11 protein-coding genes are annotated in these 10,913 nt (G+C 52.8%); 5 read left to right on the top strand and 6 right to left on the bottom strand.

Annotation, left to right across the window (positions count from 1 at the left end; genetic code table 11):
• The first annotated feature begins 177 nt into the window (after positions 1 to 177).
• Both gpmA and J5069_RS22210 read left to right on the top strand, forming a co-directional pair.
• On the top strand, positions 178 to 930 hold the full coding sequence (gene gpmA / locus J5069_RS22215) for a 2,3-diphosphoglycerate-dependent phosphoglycerate mutase (RefSeq protein WP_264645882.1): 753 nt from the start codon (positions 178 to 180) through the stop codon (positions 928 to 930).
• Between the two features lie 305 nt (positions 931 to 1,235).
• A complete protein-coding gene (locus J5069_RS22210; protein WP_264645966.1) occupies positions 1,236 to 2,378 on the top strand; it encodes a PDDEXK nuclease domain-containing protein in 1,143 nt (380 codons plus the stop codon).
• Between the two features lie 72 nt (positions 2,379 to 2,450).
• Here the strand turns inward: J5069_RS22210 and aroG are convergent, their stop codons facing one another.
• From aroG to J5069_RS22195, 3 genes are all read right to left on the bottom strand, one after another.
• Positions 2,451 to 3,503, bottom strand: coding sequence for a 3-deoxy-7-phosphoheptulonate synthase AroG (gene aroG, locus J5069_RS22205; RefSeq protein ID WP_264645965.1), 1,053 nt, complete (start codon positions 3,501 to 3,503; stop codon positions 2,451 to 2,453).
• Between the two features lie 212 nt (positions 3,504 to 3,715).
• Entirely contained in the window at positions 3,716 to 4,444 is a 729-nt protein-coding gene (gene pnuC, locus J5069_RS22200; protein WP_264645881.1) for a nicotinamide riboside transporter PnuC, read from the bottom strand.
• A 167-nt stretch (positions 4,445 to 4,611) separates the two neighbouring features.
• Entirely contained in the window at positions 4,612 to 5,328 is a 717-nt protein-coding gene (locus J5069_RS22195) for a DUF554 domain-containing protein (protein ID WP_222160046.1), read from the bottom strand.
• A 271-nt stretch (positions 5,329 to 5,599) separates the two neighbouring features.
• Between J5069_RS22195 and J5069_RS22190 the strand changes: the two genes are divergently transcribed.
• The gene (locus J5069_RS22190; protein WP_264645880.1) at positions 5,600 to 6,451 is read left to right on the top strand and encodes an SDR family oxidoreductase; all 852 of its coding nucleotides are present in this window, start codon (positions 5,600 to 5,602) and stop codon (positions 6,449 to 6,451) included.
• 48 nt (positions 6,452 to 6,499) lie between these two features.
• On the opposite strand, the gene J5069_RS22185 is transcribed toward J5069_RS22190, so the two are convergent.
• The 3 genes from J5069_RS22185 to J5069_RS22175 all read right to left on the bottom strand — a co-directional run bounded on the left by J5069_RS22185 (position 6,500) and on the right by J5069_RS22175 (position 8,736).
• Entirely contained in the window at positions 6,500 to 6,931 is a 432-nt protein-coding gene (locus tag J5069_RS22185) for a winged helix-turn-helix transcriptional regulator (RefSeq protein ID WP_264645879.1), read from the bottom strand.
• Positions 6,932 to 7,018: 87 nt separating this feature from the next.
• Positions 7,019 to 7,603 carry a TetR/AcrR family transcriptional regulator gene (locus J5069_RS22180; RefSeq protein ID WP_264645878.1) on the bottom strand — a complete coding sequence of 195 codons (585 nt, stop codon included), beginning with the start codon at positions 7,601 to 7,603 and terminating at the stop codon, positions 7,019 to 7,021.
• Positions 7,604 to 7,686: 83 nt separating this feature from the next.
• Positions 7,687 to 8,736, bottom strand: a complete 1,050-nt coding sequence (locus tag J5069_RS22175) for an aldo/keto reductase (protein WP_264645877.1) — start codon at positions 8,734 to 8,736, stop codon at positions 7,687 to 7,689.
• Between the two features lie 108 nt (positions 8,737 to 8,844).
• Between J5069_RS22175 and J5069_RS22170 the strand changes: the two genes are divergently transcribed.
• Both J5069_RS22170 and J5069_RS22165 read left to right on the top strand, forming a co-directional pair.
• The gene (locus J5069_RS22170; RefSeq protein WP_264645876.1) at positions 8,845 to 9,648 is read left to right on the top strand and encodes an SDR family NAD(P)-dependent oxidoreductase; all 804 of its coding nucleotides are present in this window, start codon (positions 8,845 to 8,847) and stop codon (positions 9,646 to 9,648) included.
• A gap of 81 nt (positions 9,649 to 9,729) precedes the next feature.
• A complete protein-coding gene (locus tag J5069_RS22165) occupies positions 9,730 to 10,731 on the top strand; it encodes an NADP-dependent oxidoreductase (RefSeq protein WP_264645875.1) in 1,002 nt (333 codons plus the stop codon).
• Positions 10,732 to 10,913: the final 182 nt, after the last annotated feature.

The following is a 10,913-nucleotide window of genomic DNA, read 5'->3' as shown; positions in this document are numbered from 1 at the left end:
ATCTTGGGCCGACAGGCTATTGCTGTGAGCTGAAACGAGCAAGCCATAACGTGATAATGAGCAAAGTTAATGCAGATAAATCAGGTTTATCGGTGACTATTGATTGCCGTTAATTGCAGCGCAGCAATATAATGAGATCAGTTATCACTGAAATCTTAGGAATGAAGGAGTTTAGCTATGGCTGTAACTAAGCTGGTACTGGTGAGACACGGTGAAAGCCAGTGGAACAATGAAAACCGCTTCACAGGCTGGTACGATGTTGATCTGTCCGATAAGGGCCGTTCAGAAGCCAAAGCCGCTGGTACATTGCTGAAAAATGAAGGTTTCTCCTTCGATTTCGCTTATACCTCTGTGCTGAAACGCGCCATTCACACGCTGTGGAACATCCTGGACGAGCTGGATCAGGCTTGGCTGCCGGTGGAAAAGAGCTGGAAACTGAACGAACGCCACTACGGCGCGTTGCAGGGTCTGAACAAAGCAGAAACCGCAGAAAAATACGGTGATGATCAGGTTAAACAATGGCGTCGTGGTTTTGCTATCACTCCGCCTGCGCTGACCCGTGAAGATGAGCGTTTCCCTGGCCACGATCCGCGCTACGCGTCTCTGACTGACGCTGAACTGCCGCAGACCGAAAGCCTGGCGCTGACCATTGAACGCGTTGTGCCGTTCTGGAACGAAACCATTCTGCCACGCATCAAAAGCGGTGAGCGCGTTATTATCGCTGCACACGGTAACTCCCTGCGTGCGCTGGTGAAATACCTGGACAACATGGGCGAAGATGAAATCCTTGAGCTGAATATCCCGACTGGCGTGCCGTTGGTGTATGAGTTCGATGAAAACTTCAAGCCTATCAAACACTACTATCTGGGTGACGCTGACGAAATCGCAGCGAAAGCCGCTGCTGTTGCCAATCAGGGCAAAGCTAAATAAGATCTGTTTGATGTGTAGTAACAAAAAACCCGGCATATGCCGGGTTTTTTTATTGCTTTAGCACAGTGCCCTCTGCGTCAGGCGAAGGCACGCCCTGTTAATTGCCAACAGGGCCTGTATAAAACGTCAACGCATCGGCTTGATAACGGCGTTCTCTGGAATGCCGATTCCAAAGTTAACAACGGGCCCGACGCCTTGATAGTGTCAGGCCTGTTCAAGGCCGTAACATCATCACTATGACATGGCAGGAGGCTGTGTTTTGCGGAGGTGATGCCTTGAGTAAAAAAAAGAAATCTGCTGTAGCGATGAAGCGCACCGCATTACCCTCGGGTTATGCCAGTATCCACAATGGTATCGTAGCGTTGCTCGATGATGCTCGCCACACCGTTGCCTACAGCGTCAATGCATTGATGACAGCGAGCTATTGGGATATTGGCCGACGCGTTATTGAGGCCGAGCAGAAGGGCAGACGTCGAGCCGGTTACGGCGAGCAATTGATTGCGCGCTTATCCAATGATCTGACAGCACGGTTTGGACGCGGCTTCAGCGTGGATAATCTGGAAAATATGCGCCGATTCTTCCTCACCTACTCACGTTCAATGATTTCCGAGACAGTGTCTCGGAAATCTGGCAAGCAACGCGATCCGACAAATTCCGAGACACTGTCTCGGAATTTTGAACTCACTGAACTGGCACAGTTTTTCACACTGCCTTGGTCAGCCTATGTTCGTCTGTTATCGGTCAAGGATGCCTATGCCCGCCAATTCTATGAAACCGAAGCGCTACAAGGCGGCTGGAGTGTGCGACAACTCGACCGACAAATCAGTAGCCAGTTTTATGAGCGCACTGCGCTTTCCCGTGATAAAGCAGCCATGCTGGTCACTGGCTCAATACCGAAGCAACAAGACATTGTTACTCCCAATGAGGCGATCAAAGATCCTTACGTGCTGGAGTTTCTCGATCTCAAAGACGAGTATTCAGAGTCCGATCTGGAAGAAGCGTTAATCCATCGATTAGAGGACTTTCTGCTGGAACTCGGTGATGGTTTTACCTTTATCGGACGACAGCGACGACTACGCATTGATCAGACCTGGTATCGCGTTGATCTGCTATTCTTTCATCGCCAGTTGCGCTGTCTGGTCATCGTTGATTTAAAACTCGGTAGTCTGACTCATGGGGATGTAGGCCAGATGCATATGTACTGTAACTATGCCAAAGAACATTGGACCTTGCCTGACGAGAATCCTCCCGTGGGCTTAATTCTCTGTGCTGACAGAGGTCATGCTTTAGCAAGATATGCCTTGGAAGGACTCCCTACCAAGGTGATGGCAGCAAACTTTCGCACGGTGCTGCCAAATGCTGAGTTACTGCAAGAAGAGCTTGAAAATACACAACGTATGCTGGCCTCGCGCGGGGTGACACAACCCGTCTCGGATGCCAAAAAGTAAACATTCCTATTCATCAGACGTTCCTGACCCTTTCAGGGGTCAGGAACAAGCGATGTGCTCGTTAACCACTTTTTACGCGCGTCGCGTTTTAACCGCCGCAGCCAACTGTCGCAGCAGCGTTTCAGTATCTTCCCAACCGATACACGCATCTGTCACACTGCGGCCATAAACCAGCGGTTCGCCGCTTTCCAGGCTCTGATTGCCTTCCACCAGGTGGCTCTCCACCATCACACCGGTGATGGCGCGTTCACCGCCAGCAATCTGCGTGCAAACATCCGTCCCCACGTCCATCTGCTTCTTGAACTGTTTGCTGCTGTTGGCATGACTGAAATCGATCATCACCTGCGGGCGCAGTCCGGCTTTTTCCAGCCCATCCTTAACGGCACTAACGTGCTCGGCGCTGTAATTGGGCGCTTTTCCACCACGCAAAATAATGTGGCAATCGTTGTTACCACTGGTGTTGACGATGGCAGAGTGGCCCCATTTGGTCACCGACAGGAAGCAGTGCGGCGCACTCGCGGCGTTAATCGCATCGATCGCCACTTTAATCGTGCCATCGGTGCCGTTTTTGAAACCAACCGGACAAGAGAGACCAGAAGCCAGTTCGCGGTGTACCTGAGATTCCGTGGTGCGTGCGCCGATGGCACCCCAGCTCATCAAATCTGCCAGATACTGCGGCGAGATCATGTCCAGAAACTCACCCGCAGCAGGTAACCCGCTATCATTGATTTCTACCAACAGTTGACGGGCGATACGCAATCCATCGTTAATCTGATAGCTGTTATCCATATGCGGATCGTTAATCAGCCCTTTCCAACCCACAGTAGTGCGCGGTTTCTCGAAATAGACACGCATCACCACTTCCAGTTCGTCGCTTAATTCATTGCGCAGCGTGAGCAAACGTGCGGCGTATTCTTTTGCAGCCTTGGTATCATGAATCGAGCACGGGCCAATCACCACCAGCAGACGATCGTCAGTGCCATGCAGAATCTTGTGAATTGCCGAGCGGGTAAATGAGACCGTTTCTGCCGCACGCGCGGTGGCCGGAAATTTCTCCAACAGCGCGACAGGAGGTAACAACTCTTTGATCTCTTTAATTCTTAAGTCATCATTTTGGTAATTCATCATTCATCCATCGATTCTTGCGCAGAACATGCCACATCTTGCCAATAGGAAACGGTTGCAGGGTGATTACCCTGGCGTTTAAAACGGAACTGTCCATATTGCAGTGCACAAATGATAAGTCAAGCGTATGGCGTACCCACAACAATATCGCGTAATTTTACGCGATAAAATGCTGTTAGCTTAGCGCTACGCCGCGTTTTCCAACGCGTTGGTTACGCTCGACGCTGTAGGTACGATGGCGTTGGACGCTGGCGCGCTTCCTTGATCCACAACCAGGTGCCGTTGAGGGCAATCCCCGTCAAAATCAGGTATTCCAGCGCCATCACATAAACGCCCTGATAGGTGAAGATCACCACGCTGATAATGTTAATCACAACCCACAGTATCCAGTTTTCTACATACTTACGCGTCATCAGCACCATGGCGATCATGGAGAGCACCATCATGCAGGAATCCCAGAAGGGAAATGCATCCGGCTGCAATGTCGGCATGGTCACCTGAACGCCCATGCTCTGCATCACGGTCACTGCGACGCCAGTCAGCGCGGCAAACACCGCATCAATGTAGACCGTCATCAAACCAATCGCGAGTGCGCCCAGCACTGACCAGGCAAGTAATCTGGGGAGTGGCAGCCAGCGTATTTTCAAGGCGATATCCTGCTGTTCCGTGCGCCGCGTCCAGGCATACCAGCCATAGACATTCGCCACAAAGAAAAAGATTTGCAGCAGCAGGCTGGCATAGAGCTGAATCTGGAAAAAAATAACGGCAAACAACGAGACGTTGATCAAACCAAACAGGTAATTAATGGTTTTTTCCAGACTGGCAAGCCAGATGCACAACAGGCCGCACAGCGCGCCAACGGCTTCAATCCAGGAAAGATCGTACCCTCCCGTACCGAACGGGATATGAATCAAAATGTTGCTGGTACTGAAAAAGTCCATCTTGCCACCCCATGTTTATCATCAAATGAGGAAATCCTGCTTCTGCCAGACTCCCAGGCGGGGTATATGGTAGCAGCCGGTTAGCAAGAAGGCACTTAAAGTTTTGCATACTAAACAAATAATGAATAATACGTTTAATTATCCCCTTTTGTTTAGCGGATATAAAACTAACCGAACCAGCGATGCCAATAAATCGACAACGGGATAATAAATAACAGCGCAGGTAGGAAATTCACCACGGCAAACATTTTGATCTGCGCAATACGCAAGCCTACCGCCATCATGATAATGCCGCCACAGGCTGCAAAATCGCCCATGGTGATGTCATTCATAAACGGCATGATCAATTGCGCGGAAAAAAACAGCAGCGCCTGAACCAGAAATTGCGGCACAGCAATTGAAATTACCGCTGCGCCGAGCGTAATGGAAAAAATCAGCGCAGTGAACACATCCAGTGCCGATTTAATAATCAGCAGTTGATAGTCCCCCGTCAGCCCTTCCGTCAGCGCGCCAACCACCCCCGTACCGCTGGCACAGAACAGCACGATTAAGGCAGTGAAATTCTGCGTATACACGTCCGTCGGCAGTTTGTGCCGGGGCGGTGGCAGAACACGACTTAACACCCGTTGGATCCAGATGCCTGCGAGCTGAATACCGTGCTCCAATCGCAACAGTTCGCCCAATGCAACACCCAGCACCACTGCCAGTGCAACAGCGGGTAATTGATGCACCTTGATAACCAAGGTTATCCCCATCGCAATAGAGATCATGGCAAACGCAGGGGGAAGACCATCGCGAAGGCGCTGGGGAATAAAACGACTCAGGGAAATGCCGAGTACGCCGCCAATAATAATGGCGGAACCGTTAATCAGAGGACCAATCATAACACTCCTTACACCCACATCTGCGTGTTACAGACAACGAGACTTCAGTGGGTTTGCCCTGGCAATCACAGGCGGGCAGAAAAATACAAAGAACCTACTATACTCCCACCAGACCCCGGCAGGATGCAATATCAGGTATAAGTCAACCAGACGCGCTTAGGTGAGTCATCATAATTGAGCACTTACGTTTATGTAAGTACTTACTAAAAGTTATTTAAGGCCTTATAGTGAGTTCTATATCAATCACGCCATCCGGCGAAGGAGTAGGATCATGACGATTGCCGTTACGGGAGCCACCGGCCAACTGGGCCAGTTAGTTATCACCAAACTCAAAGAAAAAACGGCTGGCAGTAATATTGTCGCGTTAGTGCGCAGCCCAGAAAAAGCCAAAAGCCTGGGTGTCACCGCCCGCGCAGCCGATTATGCACAACCGGCCACGCTTGAAGCCGCCTTATCCGGTATAGAAACTCTGCTGTTAATCTCGGGGAATGAAATCGGCCAGCGCGCGGTACAACACGCCAATGTAATCGCTGCGGCGAAAAAGAGCGGCGTAAAGCGCATTGTGTATACCAGCTTGTTGCACGCGGACACTTCGCCGCTCAATCTGGCACCAGAGCATGCTGAGACGGAAAAAGCGCTGAAAGCGTCTGGCATTGACTACACTATCCTGCGCAATGGCTGGTACACCGAAAACTATACCGGCTCTATCGCCCCAGCGCTGGCTAACGGTGCTTTCTATGGCAGCGCCGGAGAGGGGAAAATTGCCTCCGCCGCACGTGAAGATTTTGCGCAAGCCGCTGTGGCGGTGCTCACTCAGCCAGGTCACAGCGGGAAAACCTATGAGTTAGCTGGCGATGAACCTTATACACTGGCGCAACTGGCCGCTGAGGTCACCAAGCAGAGCGGCAAGCAGATTCCGTACAACAATATTCCTGAAGCTGATTACGCCGCAGCACTGAAAGGCGCGGGCCTGCCGGAAGGGTTCGCAGCCGCTATCGCATCGTGGGATGTGGGCGCATCACAAGGTGGGTTATATGAAGCGTCACATCAGCTCTCCGCGCTGATTGGCCGCCCAACCACGCCGCTGTCCGTTTCGGTAGCGCAGGCATTAAAAGCACTCTGATGTCACCCGCCCTGCCTTCCCGGCAGGGCTGTCCAGGTCAACTACCGGCTATTTCAACGGGTTCTCCGCTGACAGAGGCGTCTGTTCCTGCAAAATGGCCGGTAAATTGACTTCTATCCAATCAGCCAGGTCGCGCACTTTTTCCGCCGCTGCGCGTCCTAAGGGCGTCAGGGTGTACTCCACATGAGGGGGAACGGTGTTGTAGACGTGTCGATGAACCATTCCATCGGCTTCCAGCCATTGTAGCGTTTGTGACAGCATGCGCTCGCTGATGCCCTCAATGCCGTGTCGTAATGCGCTAAAGCGCTGTGTGCCCGGCAGTAACACAATCATCACCAACACACCCCAGCGGCTGGTGAGATGCTTAAGCACCTCGCGTGAAGGGCAGTTTGCCGCCAAGACATCCCCGCGATCGAGTTTCTCTGAGAGCGTGAGCGTTTGCCGATCAATATCAGCGTGTGGGGTAGGAGATGTGGTCATGGGTAGCTTACCTGGATGTTCGTACTAACTAAAAGTAATTGAATGCTACGCCAGTCGCTGCCCAAACGTCAATCTGACCAGATGCGTTTATACCGCATCACCGACCAAGGCTTTTTTAGCCGACACAAGAAACGCATCAGACAATGCGTCTCCGGCAGTGGCTCGCGCCAGTGTCAACGCGCCCAACAGCAAGGATAATTGCACCAACGCGTGCTGCCTGCGCTGTTCAGCGTCTTGGCTATCGGAAACTGACTCCAGCCGCTCCAGCATTGCCTTGACGCCATCACGATAGACGTCGCGCACCGGTTTATCTTCTTCCTCGCGGGCAACATCGCTGGCTAACGCCGTTATCGGACACCCATCCTTCGCCGCATCGCGGTGTGTCGGGGAAAGATAGGCCTCCACCAACGTGCGAAAATTATCATGCTGTGACTGATGCCTGATTTCCTGCCAGCGGGAGGCGGAATCATCAAGCGCCTTACGGCTGGCAATCGCCGCCAGCTCATCTTTAGAGGAAAAATGCCCATAAAAACCGCCATGCGTTAATCCCGCAGCCGCCATCAAATCATTTACGCTGACCCCATTCAGACCGCGTTCACGAAAAAGCTGCGACGAAACCTGAATAATTTCCTCGCGATTACGCGCCATCTGCTGTTTTGATACACGGGCCATGATGTTCTCCTTTTCAGTCAGGCATCATCTTAGGGGATGGAAAAACAAGACTCAATAGATGATGCCTTTCATCAATAATCCACTCAGGCTCGAGGTGCCCACCCAGAGATATAGTGAACACCCTCACCGCCCTGCGCGCGAGGCCGCGTACCGGCAATCTGTTGGTGTGGCGTTCCCAGTGAGATCGCGCTGACCTCATCCAGCCGTGCGGCCTGAGCGTCGCTCAGTGTGATATCCAAGGCCAGCAGCGTGTCGTTAAGTTGCGCCAGCGTGCGCGAGCCCAGAATAGGAATCAGGCTGGTACTGGCACGGGCGGCTTTATAACGCAGCCAGGCGATAGCAACCTGCACGGGGATCGCGTTCAATTCCTGTGCAATGGCAAAGACGGTATCCAGCAAGGCCGTGTCCTGCTCCACGTGGATCAACCGTCCGCCGAACCCCTTCAATCGTCCTTCTGAACTTTGGCGATATTTTCCCGTCAGGAGCCCCCCTCCCAGCGGCGACCACGGCGTCACCGCCAGCCCCAGCGCCTCTGCCATCGGCAGCAGTTCTCGCTCGGCGGTACGTTGCACCAGGCTGTATTCCACTTGGACGCCAGCAATACGCGACCAGCCCCGCAGCTCCGCCATCGTGTCGGCGCGGGCAATACGCCATGCCGGGAAGTTGGATAATCCGGCATACTGGATTTTCCCTGCACGGATAAGATCGTCGAAAGCGCGAACGATTTCCTCAAGGGGAGTCAGTTGGTCATCGAAGTGGGCCCACAGCACATCAATGCGATCGGTATGCAGCCGTTTAAGGCTATTTTCTACCGAAGAAATCATATTCTTACGGCTGTTACCGGTGCGAGAGATACCCGCGTTGGGCAAGGCGCTCAGGGTGTATTTTGTCGCCACGACAAAATGATCGCGATCGGCAGCGATAAACTCCCCGACCATTTGCTCAGATTCGCCAAACTGATAGGCATCTGCGGTATCGATAAAGTTACCGCCGGCATCCACATAGCGATCGAAAACCTGTTTCGCCTGCTCTTTTTCAGAACCGTAGCCCCACCCCGTACCGAAGTTGCCCGTACCAAGCGCCAGTTCAGAGACGCGTAAACCCGTATTACGACCAAATGTCGTGTATTTCATGTTGGCACCTCATTTAAATGTCGATTGACATTTAAAATATATGTCATGCATCATCTATAATGCAAGCATGATATTCATCCTCTATTTATCAGACACGAGAGCCTATTTATGAACACACGCCTTTCCGTTCTCATCACCGGCGCCTCATCTGGCATTGGTGCAACCTATGCTGAACGCTTCGCCCGTCGCGGCCATAGCCTTGTGCTGGTCGCCCGTGACCGGACGCGCATGGAAACCTTGGCCACCCGGCTGCGCCAAGCGCATGGAGTTGCCGTCGATATCCTTCCTGCCGACCTCACCCAACCCGACGACCTTGCTGCCGTAGAAGCGCGGCTACGCGGTGACGATCGCATCGGGATCCTGGTGAACAACGCTGGTATGAATATCGCGGGGAGCTTTGTTGAACAGACAACCGACGATATAGCAAAGCTTGTCACACTCAACACCACTGCCCTGGTGCGTCTTGCCAGCGCAATCGCCCCGCGACTGGCAACCGTTGGCGCAGGTGCAATCATTAATATTGGTTCAGTGGTTGGATTAGCGCCGGAGTTCGGGTTGACCGTCTACGGTGCCACCAAGGCATTCGTGCTGTTTTTGTCTCAGGGACTTAGCCTCGAGCTGTCCCCGAAAGGAGTCTACGTTCAGGCCGTGCTTCCCGCTGCAACGCGCACGGAAATCTGGGAACGTTCTGGTACAGATGTGAATACGCTTCCCGCCGTGATGGAAGTCGATGAATTAGTTGATGCCGCATTAGTCGGTTTCGATCGGCGGGAATCCGTCACCATCCCGCCGCTGCATCAGGTTGAACAGTGGGAAGCCTATCAGGCAGCACGCGGAGCGATGCTGTCAGGCTTTGCGCAACAGCATGCCGCTGAACGTTATCGTACAGACCCCCACCCTGACGCCGTATAACACCAGCAAAGTGTCTCTGCCGACGTCGCCCCATCCAGCATGTCGGCAGATGCCCCTCTTCATCAAGGAGATCGCCCGACTATGAAGGCATACATCATCGATCGCTATGGCAAGAAAAATACTGGCAGAATGGGCCAGGTTGCTGAACCGTCGATGCACGACGATGACGTGCTGGTGCAGGTTCATGCAGCCAGTGTCAATCTACTGGATGCTAAAATCCGCAACGGAGAATTTCGGCTAATACTGCCCTATCGAATGCCGTTAGTGTTGGGTAATGACGTTGCGGGCGTTGTTGTGCGCGTTGGACGGAATGTAAGTCGATTCAAACCCGGCGATGAGGTTTACGCTCGCCCCGATCAGGCGCGTATCGGCACTTTTGCCGAGTTCATCGCGGTGAACGAACATTCGCTGGCAGTAAAGCCCCATAGCCTCAGCATGGAGGAAGCCGCCGCCCTTCCACTGGTGGGCCTGACAGCCTGGCAGACGTTGGTGGAAACCGCGAAGCTAAAGAAAGGCCAAAAGGTGCTTATCCATGCGGGTTCCGGCGGCGTAGGTACCATTGCCATTCAGCTTGCCAAACATCTGGGCGTTTTCGTTGCCACCACCACCAGTACGCGTAATCTGGCATGGGTGAAGGCGCTAGGGGCGGATGTGGTGATTGACTACCACAAACAGGACTTTGCCACTGTCTTGCATGACTATGATGTGGTGCTCAACAGCCTTGGCAAGGAGACCCTGGAGAAATCGCTACGGGTACTAAAACCCGGAGGCCAGCTTATCTCGATCTCTGGACCGCCCGATCTTGCGTTTGCCATAGAGCAAGGGCTGCCCTGGTGGCTACAGCAGGTCATACGGCTTCTCAGTTACCGTATCCGAAAGAAAGCGGCACGTTTGGGTATCAGCTATCGGTTTGTCTTTATGCGCGCCCACGCAGAGCAACTGTGCGAGATAGGTGCCCTGATTGAGTCCGGCGCAATCAAGCCGATTATTAATCGGGTATTTCCATTTGATATGACAGCAGACGCTTTGGCTTACGTCGAAACAGGGAGAGCGAAAGGTAAAGTTGTCATCAGCATGAAATAGCGTTGCTGTCGCGCTTCGCTCGGCTCGAACCTGAGCGCAGCGTCTTACCAGCCCGACAGGCGCGCATGAAAATGTGAAGACGGTGAATTTCAGGAGGATATCTAAGAAATGGTGGGTCGTGCAGGATTCGAACCTGCGACCAATTGATTAAAAGTCAACTGCTCTACCGACTGAGCTAACGA

Origin of the sequence: Candidatus Symbiopectobacterium sp. NZEC127, assembly GCF_025962675.1 — a bacterium.
Lineage (GTDB): Bacteria > Pseudomonadota > Gammaproteobacteria > Enterobacterales > Enterobacteriaceae > Symbiopectobacterium.
This window is presented reverse-complemented; position numbering and strand designations above follow the sequence as displayed.

Excerpts from the sequence above, each read along its gene's own strand:
- aroG (WP_264645965.1), bottom strand. The coding sequence starts at position 3,503 with ATGAATTACCAAAATGATGACTTAAGAATTAAAGAGATCAAAGAGTTG.
- J5069_RS22185 (WP_264645879.1), bottom strand. The coding sequence starts at position 6,931 with ATGACCACATCTCCTACCCCACACGCTGATATTGATCGGCAAACGCTC.
- J5069_RS22180 (WP_264645878.1), bottom strand. The coding sequence starts at position 7,603 with ATGGCCCGTGTATCAAAACAGCAGATGGCGCGTAATCGCGAGGAAATT.
- J5069_RS22210 (WP_264645966.1), top strand. The coding sequence starts at position 1,236 with ATGAAGCGCACCGCATTACCCTCGGGTTATGCCAGTATCCACAATGGT.
- pnuC (WP_264645881.1), bottom strand. The coding sequence starts at position 4,444 with ATGGACTTTTTCAGTACCAGCAACATTTTGATTCATATCCCGTTCGGT.
- J5069_RS22165 (WP_264645875.1), top strand. The coding sequence starts at position 9,730 with ATGAAGGCATACATCATCGATCGCTATGGCAAGAAAAATACTGGCAGA.
- J5069_RS22175 (WP_264645877.1), bottom strand. The coding sequence starts at position 8,736 with ATGAAATACACGACATTTGGTCGTAATACGGGTTTACGCGTCTCTGAA.
- J5069_RS22190 (WP_264645880.1), top strand. The coding sequence starts at position 5,600 with ATGACGATTGCCGTTACGGGAGCCACCGGCCAACTGGGCCAGTTAGTT.
- J5069_RS22195 (WP_222160046.1), bottom strand. The coding sequence starts at position 5,328 with ATGATTGGTCCTCTGATTAACGGTTCCGCCATTATTATTGGCGGCGTA.
- J5069_RS22170 (WP_264645876.1), top strand. The coding sequence starts at position 8,845 with ATGAACACACGCCTTTCCGTTCTCATCACCGGCGCCTCATCTGGCATT.
- gpmA (WP_264645882.1), top strand. The coding sequence starts at position 178 with ATGGCTGTAACTAAGCTGGTACTGGTGAGACACGGTGAAAGCCAGTGG.